Here is a 16698-nt window from a genome sequence, read left to right on the forward strand (position 1 = left end):
AGATGTACGTGCTTACTTGAAGTCGTCCAGGGGCGCCGGTAACATCGTCATGGTCACCCACGACGTCAATCTTCAAGCGATCGTCGGTGGCCACATGAGCGCGGGCGAGATGGCGGTCGCCGCCGTCGAAGCAAACGGCGCACTGCACATGATCGGAAGTTTGTCCTTGACGGACAGATAGGGCTGGGCACCGGTATCATGGCGCAGGCGCGTTGCATTGACGCACCGCGAAAATCAAGAGATCGGATTTGTATGGTGATTGTTACCCACAGCGGCAAGTTCCACGCCGACGACGCCTGGGCTGTGGCCGTGCTCAAAATTTTGTTCCCGCAGTCCGAGGTCGTGCGCACGCGCGATCCGGTCAAAGTCGAGGCGGCCGATTTTGCCGTCGATGTCGGCGGGATCTGGGATCCGGCGACGGGACGTTTCGACCACCACCAGAAGGGCTTCTCCGGCGCGCGCCAGACCGGGGTGCCTTACGCCAGCGCGGGCCTGGTGTGGAAGGAATACGGCGCGCGCTGCGTGAGCATCCTGTCAGAGGCGCATACAGGACATCGGCTGTCCGATAACTCTGCGCTCGAGATGGCGTATGCGATCGATGCCGATATCGTGCAGTACCTCGATTTGTCCGACGTCGGCGCCGCCAAGAATGCGCCTGGCGGCTACGGGCTGTCGGCGGTGGTGTCCGGCTTCAATCCCAACTGGCTTGACGAGCAACGGGTCGGATACGGCGCGGCCGACGATGCCTACCGGCTGAGCCAGTTTACCCGCGCGGCCGAACTGCTCACCGACATCATGATCAACGCCGTCAAATACCGCGTCGGCGCGTTGCTGTCGGTTCAGCAAGTCAGGCAGGCGGAATTGATCGAGGACGGCAGGGTGCTGTTCCTGCAGAACGGCGCCGTGCCGTGGAGCCAGGTCGTGCGCAAGGAAATGCCGAAGGTGCTGTTTGTGATCAGCCACAACATCGCCGAGCAGCGCTACATGATCCATACGATCCCGGTCAGCTCGGAAAGTTTTGCCGCACGCGCCGATCTGCCCGAGCAGTGGGCTGGATTGCGCGATGCGGAGCTCGCGGCGGTAACGGGCGTGCTCGACGCCGGCTTTTGCCATACCGGCCGGTTCATTGCCGCGGCCAAGTCGTATGAGGGCATTCGCAGCATGGCGACGCTTGCGCTGCAAGCCGTCGACCAGCAGCGCGCCGCGTGACAGGGCGGATCGCCGGCGAGCAGCAGCAGGCGCTGAGGTGATACTCGCTGCGCCGCGCTGTCCGGTGGTAAGCTATCAATATTGTCACTTCAAACCTGAAGGAATGTTATGAAACCGCTGTTCTCCTCGGACGAAGAAGCGAACGCAGCATCAACAATGCCGGTGGCGACTGCGCCTTCATTGCCGCCATTAATCAATCCTGCCGGTTCGCCGGACCTGCTGCCGGCAGCGCCCGCGCAGGCAAGCGCGGCGCCGCTGGTGCGTATCGATATCTCCGGCATCGACGACAAGGCCATCGAAGCGCTGGGCGGCTCGACTGGCTCGGGCGTGGCGAAGGTGTCGGCCAAGTTGCTCGGCACGGTGCGCGCGTCGGATGCGGATGTGTTCGGCACGCAGCTGAACGAACTGATTGCCGCCTCCAAGGGCCTCGACCCGGCCAAGCTGCGCTCGGGCGGCCTGATGTCGCGCGTGACGAGCATGTTCGGCTCGGTCAAGGAAAAGATGCTGTCGCAGTACCAGGTGGTCGAATCGCGCATGGAGACGCTGGTCGGCGAGATGACCCGCCACGCCAACGTGCACCGCGGCCGCATCCAGGATTTCGATGAGATGTATAAAGGCTTGGAGATGTACTACCAGGGCCTCGATGCCGACGTGAAAAAGGGCGAAGAGTGGGCGGCCCGGCTGCGGCAGGCGGTGGCGCAGCAAGAGGCTGCCGTCAACGCTTTCGAGGCGCAGCAGGCCACTGAACTGAAGCGGCGTCTCGAGCGTCTCGAAAAACGCATCGACGACTTGCGCCGGGCCATGCTGATGGCCACGCAAATGGTGCCGCAAATCCGCCTGTCGCAGGACAACGCCCGCGCGCTGACGGACACCTTCACCGATATCGTCAACGTGTCGATTCCGGCCTGGCGCAACGTGTTCTCGCTGTACTTGCTGCAGCTCGAGGCCAAGCAGAGCGCGGCGGTCGCCAACTCTGCGTACGATGCCACCGACGCGGCATTCCGCGCCCAGGCCGACATGCTGCTGGAAAATACCGAGACGGTGGCGCGCGCCAAGCAGCGTTCCCTGGTCAGTCTCGAAACCGCCCAGCACGTCCAGACGCAGCTGATCACCGCTTTCGACAAGCTCGAGCAGATATCGAGCGAAGGCCAGCAGCGCCGCAGGGACGAGCTGCCGAAACTGCAGCAACTCGAGCGCGACCTGATTGCACGTTTTTCGCCAGGAGCGGCGTAAGGTCTGACGCCGACCATTGCTCCGGATGCGCATTAGCGCGAAAATATCATCTTCACCTATAAGGAAATTCCATGTCGACCACGCTTGAAACTGGCCATCGCATCAATCTCGAAAAAACCGCCCCGGGCTTGAAGCGTGTTCGTATCGGCCTCGGATGGAAAGTCAACGCGGCCGAAGGCCAGGCGTTCGACCTCGACTCGTCGGTGTTCCTGTGCAAGAAAGACGCCGGCGACAACCCGGTCATGATCAGCAACGCCCACTTCGTCTATTACAACCAGGTCACTTCGCCGGATGGCGCCGTCGTTCACTCCGGCGACAACCGCACCGGTGACAAGGATGGCGACGACGAAGTCATCACCGTCGACCTGAGCCGTGTCGACGCGGCGGTCGTCGAGATGCCGATCGTGGTCACCATTCACGATGCCGAGGCGCGCAAGCAGACCTTTGGCCGCGTCGCCGAAGCCTACGTCAAGGTGTACAACGACGAGACCGGCGACGTGATCGCCCAATACGACCTGGACGAAGACTATTCCGACAAGACCGCGCTGCAGTTCGGCTCGCTGTACCGCAAGGATGGCGAATGGCGCTTTCAGGCTGTCGGCGCCGGCTTCAAGCTGAACCTGGCGACCTTCATCCGCAAGCTTGGCGGCACTGTCTGACAACGGCGACGCGCTGGCGCCGCGCGATAGACCGATGACACATCAGACGCCCAAGGCTTTTGACTTCGGCGGGGAGCCGGAACCTGCCGCGGATCCGGTCGACCGTTCATCCGTGCCGAAAGCCCTGGACTTCGGTGACATCGACGCTGCCGCGGCGACGCCTCAAGCTGCTGCGCCCAAGGCGCTGGCATTCGACGACATTGCTGTCGCGCCGCCGATGCCGCCGAAAGCGGCGCCCAAACCCCTGTTCGACAGCGAGGACCATCCGGCGGTCCGCGATGCGCTGGCGACCGCGCGGGCCGACTATCGGGCAATGTTTGAGCTAGCCGAGCAACGCCTGGCCGCGCTGTTTCGGCGAATCCTGCCGGTCAGGCTGGCATTGGTGACGAACTGGGCGGAGGGGCCATTGATGGAGCAGTCCGCGCTGCTGCAGCCGGTCACCGAGCTGGTGTTGAAGTTTTCTCAGATGGCAGTACCGGCGCTGCTTGAAGAAGCGCTCGACAGCAGCCGGGCGCCAACGGGCGTGCTCGGCAAGCTGTTCCGCCGCGCGCCGTCGCCGGCCCAGTCCAAGGCAGCGCTGACATCGGCGCGTGCGCAGCTACTGCAACTGATGACGGACAGCGAGGTCGCCACGCGCAACCTGGAGGAGTCGGCGACCACCCTGAACTTGCATTGGGCGGCGCTTGCCGTGGTGTCGAAACTGGCCGAGGGCGCCGCGGACGAAACCTTGCTGGACGCGCTCGTGCAGCGCCGCACGCTGATTCAGCAGGCCGCGCGCCAGGCAGAGCTGTCGATCCTTCAGATGGGGCAGGTGCGCCAGCAAGCCGCCGACCTGATCGGTCAAGTGTCGTCCTTCCTGACGGTGACTTTGCCGGCGCTCGAAATGGCGCAGGCGCAAAGGGGTAATTGAAAAATCGGTCCTGCCCGCAACCCCGACTGCGCTGCCGGACAGCACGACGGCAAGCCTGATAGTTTGCTATGCTATCGGATCCGTGCCTACCCCAGCCTCAATGCGCCTGTGCAACGAGGCCTTCACGCGCATATGAAATCATCCCAGCAAACCCTTCGCCTTGTTCATCCCGCTGCTGGCCCTGTGTCGCGCGCGCGCAAGCAATTCAATACGCTCATCAAGAAGCTGGAATCGGCCCGTGCGCTGTTGGCGCAGTGGAAGGAAACGCTTCCAGCCGTCATGAGCAAAATCGACAGCGAATATAGTCCCCTTGTCGATACTCAGGGCGAGCGCTTCAAGCAATTACTGCTGCTGTTGGACGAAATGCATGGTCATAAATTATTGGGCAAGCGCGAGCGTGAGAAGCTGAGCAGGTTCGTTGCATCCAACGCGCTCGACCTGCTGGCCGATGCCGACGACGCGGTGCTCAAGGATCTCTACAACCGCCATGGCGGCGCTGATTTCGACGCGCAGGAAGACCAAAGCAAGGAGGAGATCCGGCTGATGATGGAAATGCTGTTGGGCGCCGAGTTCAAAGGCGATATCGACGTGCGCTCGCCGGAGGCCATGCTCAAGGCGTTCCACGCCCAGCTGGGGGAGCAGGACGGTGAAGCGGCCGCCCCCGCACAGCATCGGGAGGAGCCCCGGCCCAAGCGGGCAGCCGATCTTGCGCGCGAGCACCGCCTGGATGCCGAAGCGCAGCGGGTGAAGCAATCGATGCGCGACATATTCCGCAAGCTGGCCAGCCAGCTGCATCCTGATCGCGAAACCGACGATGCTGAACGCCGGCGCAAAACGGCGCTGATGCAGCGTGTCAATGCGGCTTACGCCGCCAATGACATGCTCGGCTTGCTGGAATTGCAGCTGGAAGTCGAGCAGATCGACCAGGCCAGCCTGGCGAATCTGAGCGACGAACGCATCAAGCAATACAACAAGGTTCTGAAAGAGCAGCTAAGCGAGCTCGAGAGCGAGATCGACGGTTTCATCTGCATGGCATCGGTCGAAATGGACGCGGATATTTTCGACGAGGTGACGCCGGTTTCGATGATCCGCGCACTCGACGGCGACATCGCCCATCTGCGGCTTCGGATCGCGATCATTGAAGAAGATTTGCAGTCATTGCGTGACGTGAAAATGCTGAAGGCATGGCTGAAAGCGCTACCGAAACTATCGAAACAGCAACAGCAACGGGACGACGATCCGTTCTGTTAACCCCAGGATGCCGAAGGCTAGCCCGCCTCTTCAGGCGAGCGTTCGCCTTGTGCTGCGTTCACCACGACGACACGGGCGAACTTCAAGTTCTCGTATCCATGAATGCGGCCAACCACCGGCCACCAGTCGTACAGGAAGATCTGTACCGGCCGCCACATCGCCACCCATCCGATGATAGTCAGGCTTTCACGCGCGATGCCGCGGGCCGCACCCTGGCCCGGGTGGGTGAGCATTTCTGCCGCCAGCAGGCATGTCACAACGAAGGCCAGCCCGATGGCCAGGCTGACCCTGCCCTGGCGCAGCAACTGCCGCAGTTCCGCGCGTACCAGGTCTGCCTTGTAGCCATAGTGATTGTGAATCGCCTCGGCCATCAGGTCGCTCGCTTCCTCGCTTGAATCGAGCTGTTCGACATGGATGGTCAGTTGCAGCTGGCTGCCCCGCGCTAACGGCAGGGCCCAGCTCTCGATGTAGGCCTCGGCCGAACGGGCCAGGTCCTTGGTCAGGAATGGCGAGGGATCGAGCGAGTTGAACAATTGCCCCAGCTCGCGAACGCGCAGTTCCAGGGTGTGTAGGGGAAGGTGGTTGGGTGTCATAGCGTGCAGGGTAACCCGACCTGGGAGTTTCTTGCTCGAAAAGAAAAAAACCACACCGGGCAAGCGCACCGCGATCGTTTCCACCTCGGCCGCACTGACTGAAAAGCCCGGACACGGGAGAGTGCTGTTAAAATTTGTGACAGCCTTCAGGCGCCCATTTGCAGGAGTACACAAATCCTACGTTTTTTCGTCAGAGCGGCGATAGGTCGGCCAAAGATGATGAGCGCTGCTGCCTTATTAGTGCTGGCAGCCTTGGCCGGCGCCATGACCTACACAGGTTTCCTTGTCGTCGGCGTGTTGGCAGATTATCTCGGCACAGGTCGGTTCGTCGCCGGCTTGCTGCTGGGGGGGCTTCTCGCAAGGTTTCCTTGGGTAAGCAATGGGAAGCTGCGAATTGTTGGCCTGTTGCCAAAACCTCTACGTCGACCACTTATCGTCAGCTTGCTGGCAGTCTGCTTGTTGAGCTTTCTGTGGCGAGCCGAGTACGTGCCCACACTGTTGACAGGTTTCACGACCGCCTTTCTTCTGGCCTATCCTTGGTTGAGAAAGGCTATATTTGACCGAATGCTATCGTCTTTCTCCAAGCTCGCCCCTGGCAAGGATCGGCATACAAGCATCGACGACGGCGTGATCGAGGGTGAGTTCCGGGAAAAGAAGGAGTAAGGCTTGCCAAAAAAAAGCCACCCGAAGGTGGCGTTCTGTTTGACTAACCTTTCTTCTGCGCCGCGATCCAGCGATTGACAGCCGACTCGAGTACGTCGAGCGGTACCGAGCCATGGGACAGCACTTCGTTGTGGAAGGCGCGTAAATCGAAGGTCGGGCCCAGCGCGTTTTCGGCGCGCGCGCGCAGTTCGCGCAGATTCAACTCGCCGATCTTGCAGCTGAGGGCCTGGCCCGGCACCGCGATGTAGCGCTCGACTTCCTGCACCGCCGTCACCTCATCCTGCGGCACATTGTCCTTGAAATAGGCGATCGCCTGCTCGCGCGTCCACCCCTTCGCATGGATGCCGGTATCGACCACGAGGCGCACGCCGCGCCACATTTCCGCAGTCAGGCGGCCGACCCACTGCCAGGGATCGTCAGACATGCCGATTTCCTGGCCGAACATTTCGCTATACAGTGCCCAGCCTTCCGAAAAAGCGGTGCTGCTGCCGAAGCGGCGGAAGGCGGGCAGTCGCGCGGTTTCCTGGGCCAGGCTGCGCTCGAAGTGATGGCCCGGAATGGCCTCGTGCAGGAAGAAGGCGTTGGTGGTGAAGCGTGTGCGCGTCTCCGGCTACTTAGCAATTCGTCGTTTCGACTCGCATTAATATGGAGAGTGATCGTTCGGAGGAGTATTATGATGCGACGTACGACCGGCTCGGCGAAAGGGCAAGCAGATGCGCATGCGGAAAAAATCTGAGCTGCCAAGCAAACCCTGCCAGCAGTGCAATCGGCCGTTCACATGGCGAAAGAAATGGCAGAAGGTGTGGGACGAAGTGAAATACTGTTCGGATCGATGCCGCCAAGATAGCAAACGCGCAGCCTGATCTGGATTCAGTGCGCATGTAAAGTCTTGCAATCAGGCGGCTACATCACCGCGATGTTTTCAGGATTTGCTGGTGCTTTCTTGCTTTTATTTCCCTTGATGAAGCGAACGCTGTTCGGACGAGTTTAACGCGCGGCCTCTTGCTTGACGACAGCGCCCCCCTTCATCACGAATCCGACCTTTGTCAGCACGCCGATGTCCGTCATCGGGTCGCCCGGCACCGCGATGATGTCGGCCAGCTTGCCGGCCTTGATCGAGCCGACTTTGTCCTTCCATCCCAACAGCTCGGCGGCATTGATGGTCGCTGCCTGCACGGCGGCCATCGGTGTCATGCCGTACTTGACCATGTAGAAAAATTGCTTGCCGTTGTCGCCGTGCGGATAGACCCCGGCGTCGCTGCCGAAGGCCATCTTCGCACCGGCCGTGTAGGCGTTTTTGAAGTTATCGCGCTGCAGCTGGCCGATTTCTTTTTCCTTGGCCAGTGACTCGGGCAAGAAGCCCGCCTTTTCGCCTTCGCTCAGGATGTAGTCGTCGTTGTAGATGTCCATCACTAACCAGGTCCCCTTTTCCTTGGCGAGCTTGATGCCCTCGGCGTCGATCAGGCTGGCATGTTCGACCGAGTCCACGCCGGCGCGGATGGCATCGCTGATACCGCTGGCGCCGTGCGCATGGGCAGCCACGCGGCGGCCGAGCTTGTGCGCCTCGCCGACGATGGCCTGCATCTCTTCCAGCGTATATTGCTGCGCGCCAGCTGCGTCGCCTTTCGACAGCACGCCGCCGGTGGCGCAGATTTTGATCAGGTCTGCGCCGTATTTGGCCATTTCGCGCACTTTTCCGCGCGCCGCCCACGGACCGTCGGCGACGCCGTTGCCGACATCCTTGTATTCAGGCGCCAACAGGTTGTTGTCGCAATGGCCGCCCTTGATGCCGAGCGCGTAGCCCGCTACCAGCATGCGCGGACCCGGGGTGTCGCCGTCGTTGATGGCGTCACGCAGCGCCACGTCGCCATAGCCGCTGGCGCCGACGTCGCGCACAGTGGTGAAGCCCGCATTGAGCGTGTCGCGCGCGGCACGCACGCCGTACATCGCCGAGCGCATGTCAGAGCTCGACAGTCCCATATAGCCGTGAAGCCGCGGATTGCTTGTCAGGTGGGTGTGGGAATCGATCAGGCCCGGCAGCACTGTTGCGTGGCTCAGGTCAATAGTCCGTGCGCCGGACGGAATAGCGGTGCCACTGGCAGCGCCGACCGCGGTGATGCGATCGCCGTCGATCAGGATCACCTGGTTTTGCAGCACGCGTCCAGATTCGACGTCGAGCATCCGGCCGGCCTTGATGGCGACGACCTGGCCGCCAATGGCGGGCGCGGCCAACAGGCATGGCGCGAGCAGGACGGCGGCGTGGCGTAAGGTTGCATAATTAAACAGCGACATTGAATGTTCTCCTGGATGGGGTCGTCAGGCCAAATTAGCTGGCTTTGCTTTTTGACAATTTAACAGTGTTTTTTTGATTCGCAAAGGCCGCGTGCCATTCTGTGCGCTATGGAAGCTCAGGCGCGCCGGGAAATGAACGTCGCTGGCGCGGCGACCGGGTACGAGATTGCCGCCCCTGAAACGACAGCGCCAACCTGGATGGATTGGCGTTTCGTGAACGAGGCTCTTGTGGAAATTGGCGGTCGGGGGACGGCGAAGCGCACGTGGCGTCGAGTGGCGCTGGCAGGCGCTGCATTCGCTGGCGAAAGTAGTTGAAGACATCTGCGCTGCCGGCGCGCCCGACAAGCTGGTGCCTCCGACCGCCCCGAAGCCGGCCACGATTGCAGATACGGAACAATGGGTTAACATGGTGTCACCATACATGCTCCAGGTCACGCCATGAAACGCTTCCGCTACCTCGTCATCGCCGCCTGCGTGGCCTTCGGCGCCCTGTCCTGGGGGCTCGTGCAGAACATGCGGGGGCCGGCCTTGCCCGGTTATGAAGTGACAGCGCGGCCGCTGGTGCAAACGGTCGTGGCCACCGGCCGCGTGGCTGCCGTATCGCGCGCCCAGGTCGGCAGCCCGGTGACCGGGGTCGTCGTCGAGCGGCGCGTGCGGGAGGGCGACCTGGTGCACCCTGGCGACGTGTTGGCGGTACTGCGCGCCGACGACCTCGAGGCTGCGGTTCGCGAAGCGGAGGCCGTGCTGGCCCAGTTGCAGCAGTCGACGCGCCCGCAGGCGCAGGCCGGCCTGCGCGAGGCGCAAGCGCGGCTTGCCCAGGCCAGCCGCGAAGCGAGCCGTCGTCGCGAACTGTTCCAGCAGCAGATGATCACCCGCGAAGCGATGGAGCAGGCCAGCCAGGCCGAGACGATCGCCCGCACCGCCGTCGAGCAGGCGCTGCTGACGGCCCGTTCGCTGGTGGCCGGCAATCCCGGCGAGGCGGCGGCGCGCGCCCGCGTTGCCAGCGCCAAAGCGCAGTTGGCCAAGACGACGATCCGCGCCGAAGTCGCCGGTACCGTACTGACCCGCAACGCCGAGCCGGGCGACCTGGCGCAACCCGGCCGCGTCCTGTTCGAGATCGCTCGCAGCGGCGACACCGAAGTGGTGGTGCCGCTGGACGAAAAGAACCTCGAAGTGCTCGCCATCGGCCAGGTGGCCATGTGCATCGCCGACGCCTATCCTGTGCGCCCGTTCCCGGCGAAGGTCAGTTTCATCGCGCCGGGCATCGATCCGCAGCGCGGCACGGTAGACGTTCGCCTTACTGTGGCCCCGGTGCCCGGATTCTTGCGCCAGGGAATGACCGTCTCGGTGAACGTGGAAACGGGCCGCCGGGACCGCGCCATCGTCGCGCCGAACGATGCACTGGTCGCTACCGATGGCGGCCGCGCCACGTTGTGGCTGGTCGAGAATGGCCGCGCCACCCGGCGCCAGGTTCAGCTCGGCCTGCGTGGCCTGACCCAAACCGAGGTGACGGCCGGCTTGCGCGCCGGCGAGTGGATCTTGGCGGACGCGAAGGCCGCGCTGACCCAAGGCGATCGGGTGCGCGTGGTGGCCACCGGCCAGGCCGCCGACCCTGCCACGCGCAAAGAACTGCCGGTCAAGCTGGACTGATGCCAATGTGGATCGAGTGGACCATCGCCACCAAGTTCCTGCGTGAAGGCAGGGCGCAGAGCACCCTGATCCTCGTTGGCATCGCCGTCGGGGTCGCGGTCATTGTTTTCCTCACCGCGCTGATCACCGGACTGCAGGGCAACATCATCAAGCGCACACTGGGCACTCAGGCCCACATCAAGGTACAGCCCACCGAGGAGCGCAACCGCATCGTGCCGCCGGCTTCGGGAAGCGCGCAGCTGCTGCTCGAGAGCAAGCGCGCCCAGCGCCTGCGCTCGATCAACAATTGGCAGCAGGTGCGCGATGTGCTCGACACGCTGCCGCGCGTGACGGCCGTGTCGCCGCTGATTTCAGGGCCGGCGTTCGCGCGGCGAGGCGAGGCGCTGCAGTCGGTGGCGCTGGTGGGCATTGACGCGCCGCGCTACCTGCGCATCATCCCGATCCAGGATGACATCGTCGCCGGCGTGTTCCGCATCGGCGCCGGCGACACCGTGATCGGCAAGCAGCTGGCAACCGACCTCGGCATGCGCGTGGGCGACAAGCTGCGTCTGGACGGCGGCCAGGGACGGGAAAGCGTGGTGAATGTGGCCGGCATCTTCGAACTGGGCGTGCGCGAACTCGATGCGCGCTATGTTTACCTGGACATGAAGCAAGCGCAGTCCCTGCTCGACTTGCCTGGCGCGGCGACGATCATCGATGTGACAGTCGATGATATTTTCGAAGCGCAGACAGTCGCGGCGCGCATCGCCCGCCTCACAGGCCTGAAGGCGGAAAGCTGGATGGAAACGAATGCGCAGCTGATGAACGCCTTGCGCTCGCAGAGCCTGTCCACGCGCATGATCAGCGTTTTCGTCGCGTTGAGCGTGGCGCTGGGCATTGCCAGTGTGCTGACGGTGAGCGTGGTGCAACGCACGCGCGAGATCGGGATCTTGCGCGCGATGGGCAGCACGCGGCAACAGATGCTGGGCGTGTTCCTGGTCCAGGGCGCGCTGTTCGGCCTGGCCGGTTCGCTGCTGGGTTCGGCGGCGGGATATGGCCTGGTGGCCGCGTTCAACACCTTCGGGCCAAAGCTGTTCTACATTCCGGTGGATGCATGGCTGCCGGTGGCCGCGACGGCACTGGCAACGGTCACCGGCATCCTGTCGGCAGCCGTGCCGGCGCGGCGAGCCGCCGCGCTCGACCCGGTGGAGGCAATCCGCCATGTCTGAGCATGACGCCGGCGAGCAGATACTGCGCCTGCAAGGCCTGCGCAAAAGCTACAACGTCGGCAAGCCCACCGAAGTGGAAGTGCTGCACGGTCTGGACCTGGTCTTGCAGCGGCGCGACTTCGCCGCGCTCGTGGGTGCGTCGGGTTCGGGCAAGAGCACGCTGCTCAATGTGATCGGCCTGCTCGACCGGCCTACCGCGGGCGAGTTGTTCCTGCTTGGCGAGCCCACCCGTGCCATGGACGACGCCCGGCGTACCGCGCTGCGCGGCAGCGCAATCGGCTTCGTGTTCCAGTTTCATCATCTGATCCAGGCCTTCACCGCGCTGGAGAACGTGCTCATGCCGCTCATGGTGGCGACCGGCAAGCCCACCCGCGAACAGATCGAACGCGCCCGCAGCCTGCTCGCGCAAGTGGGCCTGGAGGGCCTCGATCAGCGCAAGCCCGACCAGCTCTCGGGCGGCCAGCAGCAGCGTGTCGCCGTCGCCCGCGCGCTGGTCACCAGCCCGGCGCTGCTGCTGGCCGACGAACCAACAGGCAACCTCGACACCAAGTCCGCGGCCGAAGTGTTTCAGCTGTTCCGCAAATTCAACCGGGAGTTCGGCTGCGCCGTTCTGCTGGTCACTCACGATCCGCGCCTGTCCGAGCAGTGCGACCGCACCATCAAGCTAGTGGATGGCAACGTCGAGAGCGATGATGCGCTGGGCTGATGCGTATCGTTGTCGAACCGGGGTGGACCGCACGCGAGGGCGACGTGTGGATGTTGAGTCGGCGTGGTTGGTGTTGGGCAGGCTTACCGAGATGTCTTCGTGGTCTCGGTGCTGATTGCCACCTCGGCCGTATTGGTCGTCATCGCCGCATCCTATGGGTTCGGCCTGTTTGAGCGTCGGCTACTGCTGATGTCGCCCGGAGCGTTTTTCAGCGAAATTGGTGCGCAGTTTTACTGTATGCACCGAATCGACAATGGTAGTGTAGAAAACCCGCAGGCAGGATAAACAGCCTTCACCGGCTCTTTTCCCGGCACCAGGTCAAGCTGGCTGGTTCGAGCGAGCAATTCTTCCATGATAATGCGTAGTTCCATCCGCGCCAAAGGCGCGCCAGGGCAAACATGGATGCCGGCGCCATACAGCAGGTTGTGCGCCGGGGCACGGTCTAACCGGAATTCATCGGGGTTGCCAAAGACAGCTTCGGTTCGGTTGGCGGACGCCCAGATAAGGCTTATGCGCTGGCCGGCCTCCAATGTACGGTCGCCAATTTTTACCTGCATGGTGGTGATCCGGCGGCTGGCAATCAGTGGCGCGCGTATCCGTAATATTTCATCAATTGCGGCGGGCAGTAATGACGCCTGCTCCCGCAGTTGCTGCTGAAGTTGTGGCCGCTCGGCCAGGTAGTGGGCCAGAATGCCCACGCAGGCTGAAATAGTCCCCAGTTCCCCCACGGTCCAATTGCGCAAGATACTGACGATTTCTATATCATCGAGCAACCTGTCCCCTACCTTCGCCCGAAGCAGGCTGGCGGTGATATCGTCTGGTGCATCGATAGCGGCATCACGGCGCACGGCCAGCAAGTCCTGGATATAGCCGTCAAATTCAACAGCAAGATCATCCATGGCGGTCTGGTTCCTGCTCAGGGTGGCCGCGTGGTTGTTGCGAATCCATTGGCGAAGTGGTTCATGCAAATCCGCCGGCCAGCCCAGAAAATCCGATTGGACCTGCAGCGCAAAGTCTTGGGCGAACTCCGCCATCAGATCGGTTTCTTCCCGTGTTGCCAAGCCGTTCACCAGATTGGCGGCGATATTCCGGCACGCAGGTTCAAAGGCGGCCATCCGCTGCTGGCTAAAATAGGGCTCAATGATGCGTCGGTATTCTGTGTGGTCGGGGGGATCCATTCCATTGGGCACGGAAAGATGCCTGGACACGACATTACTAAAAGCGTGGTGATCGTTCAGCACACGCGTTACATCTTCATGCCGGAACAGGGACCAGTTCAGATAGTCACTGTAAGCTACCGGACAGCGTCGGCGCATGTCGTCATAAACTGCCATCTGGTCCTGAAGCGCAGCTTCATTCCTCGGATCCCAATCGTCTTGTGGTCCTTCTTTCATGACGCCTGCTTTTTCTTCGGACGCGCGACGGTTGGCGGGCCGGACAGGGCTTCGACCATCCGATCTCTTTTAACCACGGTCGGATTGGCCCGCATTGGATGAGTGGTATCGTCGATCAGCCTGTGGATCCGATTCCCGTTCAGGGCGACGGTGACGCTCAACAGCGCACCCGGCCTTCGATTTGGTTCGTAGATTTCCATCGCGTATCCTTTTTCCCGACAACTGGTTCCCGTCCCCAACGATTGCGAACGACGCAATCGAAGAGTAGCGCCCGTCATTTGCAGCAACGCTTCAGAATTCGCACGCTGAGCACGCGGAATTGCAGCGAGAACGAGCTTATGGCAATGCCGCCCATAAAGCAAGATACTAAATACATCTTTAAGCGAATGACGTCGGGTGCGAAGGATGTTCGCTGGAAGCAGGGACGATGTCAGTTTGGGTTATCGACGCGGACCGGAAACAGATCGGGGGCGAAAACTCCTGGCCCGGAAATAAAAAAGCCACCCGAAGGTGGCGTTTTATTTGTTCTTGGTGGCCCGGGGCGGAATCGAACCACCGACACAGGGATTTTCAAGCTTCAGGCCTCGGATGTCCGCACTGCGCAGGGTTTCGCTACCTTGTACCATCTCAATCGGCGCATGGAGCCGATCGGATTTCGCTCGGTTCGATCAGATTTCGCCGGGTTTGATATTGGCTAGCGGCTGCAACAAAGCGTAATCGAATTCCGTCAGCGGCTCGTTTCGCAGGACCTTTTGCGGCCAATCGGGGTCGGCTAGCGCGCCTTTGCCGAGCGAAATGACGTCGACTGTGCCAGTAGCCAGCAGCGCGGCGGCTTTGGCCGGTTCTTCGAGCTGACCATTTGCAATAATCGGCAGGCCCGCGTAGCGCTTGGCCAGTTCGACAAGTGTGGGGCCGGTGCCAAAGGCTGGTTGGGTCGCATCGTGTTCGGTGACGTGGATATAGTCGAGGCCGACTTTTCCCAAATTTCCGAAAATTACGCGCGCATCGTCTTCTCCGTTCGCCCATTTGTGTGCGAAATCGTTGACCTTGCCCTGTGAAATGCGGATGCCAACTGGGAACTGCGGTCCGACAGCTTGCCGTACTGCCTGGCTTACCTCGACCAGCAGCCGCACACGGTTTTCAGTGGCGCCGCCATAACGGTCCTCGCGCTGGTTGCTGTAGGCGGTCAGGAACTGGTCGAGAATATAGCCGTTGGCGCCATGGATTTCGATACCATCGAAGCCGACGGCTTGGGCACGGGCCGCGGCATCGGCAAAGTCTTGGATGAGTTGCGTAATCTCATCGGCCGTGATCTCCCGCGCAATTGGATAAGCTCCTTCACCGCGATAAAAGCTCATCTGCTTCCCCAGCGGTTGCACGGCAGAAGGACCAATCGTTTCCGTGCTCCAGTGACTGCCCTGGCTTAGCGCGCCGGCATGCATCAGCTGGATAAAGATTTTTGCCCCTTCTGCATGCACGCCTTCAATCACCTTGCGCCACGCGCTTGCCTGGGCATCGTTGCCAATGCCGGGCTGGTTTAGATAACCCTGGCTAAGCCGTACGTCCGGGTACACTCCCTCGGTAATCAAAAGACCGTAACCGCCGCGCGCAAAGCGCGCGTAGTAGCGCATCATGTCGTCGGTCGCTAAGCCATCCGCTGAAGCGCTAACGCGTGTCATCGGCGCGACCGCGAGGCGGTTCTTCAATGCCAGCTTGCCTATGCTGGTCTCGGTGAACAAATTCTCGGTGCTGGTCATGTTTGGTTCCTTTAGAAAAGCATGGCTGCTATCCGTGCAGCAAAGCAGGTCGCTCAATTGAAAATAGGGCCCGATGCGCAATGCAAGCGCAGCAAGTGCGCAGGACCAACTCAGCAGCGCGGGTTCTGGCAGCCAAAATCACGTTTGTTTTTGGATGAGTATTTATTGGAAATTCCAGCATCTGAGCGTTTCCGATGCTGGATTGGTGCTGAAATACCGTCGGCTTAAGGTTTATGCAAATTTGCAAGCTCAGCGAGGCCGCTATTTCCATCTGCGTATGAGCGTTGAAAGCTGGGACGCGTCTTCCATCGTTGCCATATCGCGTCAAGATGTTCGAAACGTTCATCGAGGGGAGTGGCATTGACTGGAAATTTAGAAAAGGCAATCGCTATACATAATGTGATATCGGAAAATGTCGGTTCGTCGCCGCCAAGCATCCATGAACGCCCGTCGGATAAATGGCGATCTACCAGGGCGGCGTGTGCCAACGCCTCTTTGCGACAGTGTTCGCCCCACTGGCGGTTCTCCGTCAGCTCAAGTTTTGAGCCCAACCCTTCGTGCATCACGTGAAACATGGTCACAATACGGTACAGGATGTGCGTGAAGATCCTGTTTTCCCACATTGTGTCCATCCCCTGCTCGAGGGGTGACTGCCCCATGATTTTTCTACCGTCGTGCAGCTGGTCGAGGTAACGTGCGATGGCGGCTGCTTCTGACAAAGAGTGCCCGTTAGCTAACACCAAAGTTGGTGTTTCGCCCCACGGGTTCATCTTCAAGTGTGGCCACTTGCGTTGATCTCCTCCAGGCGACATATCATAAATTGTTTCCGCAAATTGGTCCGCGATCCCTTTCTCATGCAGGAACAAGCGCAAGCGCTGAGGATTGGGAAACGCTGAGGGTGATGTGTACAATCTAAGTCGTTCAGTCATATAAATCTTTCACTTATCAAATGTTTAAATGTTTAAATGGCAGTGCCAGACTATCTGGTCGCCGCCATATAGATGCGAACACTAACGGCGGTCTCACAACAGTGACAAATCGCCCGGGGTGCGGGCAATCCACCCAAGTTAGCCGATTTCAACAATTTTTCTGACTCATTGCCTTGTGCGGTTTTTGGTCTTGCTTCCGCGGTTTCGAGAGATTTTCACGATGTCGATAGGTCCTTCCAGCGAT

Annotated in this window: 17 protein-coding genes and 1 pseudogene; 11 read left to right on the top strand and 7 right to left on the bottom strand. The window is 61.2% G+C overall.

The window, feature by feature from the left end:
- Positions 1–49: 49 nt before the first annotated feature.
- From ACP7DD_RS21310 to ACP7DD_RS21335, 6 genes are all read left to right on the top strand, one after another.
- Positions 50–181, top strand: a complete 132-nt coding sequence (locus ACP7DD_RS21310; RefSeq protein WP_426176835.1) for a hypothetical protein — start codon at positions 50–52, stop codon at positions 179–181.
- A gap of 71 nt (positions 182–252) precedes the next feature.
- On the top strand, positions 253–1209 hold the full coding sequence (locus tag ACP7DD_RS21315; RefSeq protein WP_426176836.1) for an MYG1 family protein: 957 nt from the start codon (positions 253–255) through the stop codon (positions 1207–1209).
- Positions 1210–1317: 108 nt separating this feature from the next.
- Positions 1318–2442, top strand: coding sequence for a toxic anion resistance protein (locus ACP7DD_RS21320; protein WP_426176837.1), 1125 nt, complete (start codon positions 1318–1320; stop codon positions 2440–2442).
- A 71-nt stretch (positions 2443–2513) separates the two neighbouring features.
- Positions 2514–3101, top strand: a complete 588-nt coding sequence (locus ACP7DD_RS21325) for a TerD family protein (protein WP_426176838.1) — start codon at positions 2514–2516, stop codon at positions 3099–3101.
- Positions 3085–4011 (top strand): hypothetical protein, encoded by a 927-nt coding sequence (locus tag ACP7DD_RS21330; RefSeq protein WP_426176839.1) that lies wholly within the window; start codon positions 3085–3087, stop codon positions 4009–4011. Before ACP7DD_RS21325 ends, ACP7DD_RS21330 begins: the two co-directional genes overlap by 17 nt.
- 132 nt (positions 4012–4143) lie before the next feature.
- Complete coding sequence (locus ACP7DD_RS21335; protein WP_426176840.1) at positions 4144–5262, top strand: J domain-containing protein; 1119 nt, start codon at positions 4144–4146, stop codon at positions 5260–5262.
- 17 nt (positions 5263–5279) lie between these two features.
- On the opposite strand, the gene ACP7DD_RS21340 is transcribed toward ACP7DD_RS21335, so the two are convergent.
- Entirely contained in the window at positions 5280–5939 is a 660-nt protein-coding gene (locus ACP7DD_RS21340; RefSeq protein WP_426176841.1) for a hypothetical protein, read from the bottom strand.
- Positions 5940–6071: 132 nt separating this feature from the next.
- Between ACP7DD_RS21340 and ACP7DD_RS21345 the strand changes: the two genes are divergently transcribed.
- A complete protein-coding gene (locus tag ACP7DD_RS21345) occupies positions 6072–6518 on the top strand; it encodes a hypothetical protein (RefSeq protein ID WP_426176842.1) in 447 nt (148 codons plus the stop codon).
- A gap of 43 nt (positions 6519–6561) precedes the next feature.
- Here the strand turns inward: ACP7DD_RS21345 and ACP7DD_RS21350 are convergent.
- A pseudogene (locus ACP7DD_RS21350) lies at positions 6562–7113 on the bottom strand (DUF885 domain-containing protein); the annotation flags it as partial.
- Positions 7114–7237: 124 nt separating this feature from the next.
- Between ACP7DD_RS21350 and ACP7DD_RS21355 the strand changes: the two are divergent.
- On the top strand, positions 7238–7381 hold the full coding sequence (locus ACP7DD_RS21355) for a DUF2256 domain-containing protein (protein ID WP_426176843.1): 144 nt from the start codon (positions 7238–7240) through the stop codon (positions 7379–7381).
- Between the two features lie 124 nt (positions 7382–7505).
- On the opposite strand, the gene ACP7DD_RS21360 is transcribed toward ACP7DD_RS21355, so the two are convergent.
- Positions 7506–8810, bottom strand: a complete 1305-nt coding sequence (locus ACP7DD_RS21360; protein ID WP_426176844.1) for an amidohydrolase family protein — start codon at positions 8808–8810, stop codon at positions 7506–7508.
- A 438-nt stretch (positions 8811–9248) separates the two neighbouring features.
- Here ACP7DD_RS21360 and ACP7DD_RS21365 point away from each other — a divergent pair, with 438 nt between their 5' ends.
- Genes ACP7DD_RS21365 through ACP7DD_RS21375 form a run of 3 tightly spaced genes read left to right on the top strand, consistent with a single transcriptional unit; the run spans position 9249 to position 12374 of the window.
- On the top strand, positions 9249–10460 hold the full coding sequence (locus ACP7DD_RS21365; protein ID WP_426176845.1) for an efflux RND transporter periplasmic adaptor subunit: 1212 nt from the start codon (positions 9249–9251) through the stop codon (positions 10458–10460).
- Positions 10460–11668, top strand: a complete 1209-nt coding sequence (locus ACP7DD_RS21370) for an ABC transporter permease (RefSeq protein WP_426176846.1) — start codon at positions 10460–10462, stop codon at positions 11666–11668. Before ACP7DD_RS21365 ends, ACP7DD_RS21370 begins: the two co-directional genes overlap by 1 nt.
- Positions 11661–12374: an ABC transporter ATP-binding protein gene (locus ACP7DD_RS21375; RefSeq protein ID WP_426176847.1), complete on the top strand. Its 714-nt coding sequence runs from the start codon at positions 11661–11663 to the stop codon at positions 12372–12374. Before ACP7DD_RS21370 ends, ACP7DD_RS21375 begins: the two co-directional genes overlap by 8 nt.
- A gap of 230 nt (positions 12375–12604) precedes the next feature.
- On the opposite strand, the gene ACP7DD_RS21380 is transcribed toward ACP7DD_RS21375, so the two are convergent.
- The 4 genes from ACP7DD_RS21380 to ACP7DD_RS21395 form a co-directional block, all read right to left on the bottom strand.
- On the bottom strand, positions 12605–13768 hold the full coding sequence (locus ACP7DD_RS21380) for a cytochrome P450 (protein WP_426176848.1): 1164 nt from the start codon (positions 13766–13768) through the stop codon (positions 12605–12607).
- Entirely contained in the window at positions 13765–13968 is a 204-nt protein-coding gene (locus ACP7DD_RS21385) for a hypothetical protein (protein ID WP_426176849.1), read from the bottom strand. Before ACP7DD_RS21385 ends, ACP7DD_RS21380 begins: the two co-directional genes overlap by 4 nt.
- Before the next feature lie 468 nt (positions 13969–14436).
- A complete protein-coding gene (locus ACP7DD_RS21390) occupies positions 14437–15525 on the bottom strand; it encodes an NADH:flavin oxidoreductase (protein WP_426176850.1) in 1089 nt (362 codons plus the stop codon).
- A 224-nt stretch (positions 15526–15749) separates the two neighbouring features.
- Positions 15750–16436: a glutathione S-transferase family protein gene (locus tag ACP7DD_RS21395; RefSeq protein ID WP_426176851.1), complete on the bottom strand. Its 687-nt coding sequence runs from the start codon at positions 16434–16436 to the stop codon at positions 15750–15752.
- Positions 16437–16698: the final 262 nt, after the last annotated feature.

This window comes from Massilia sp. TWR1-2-2, assembly GCF_049897565.1.
GTDB lineage: Bacteria > Pseudomonadota > Gammaproteobacteria > Burkholderiales > Burkholderiaceae_D > JAFCUW01.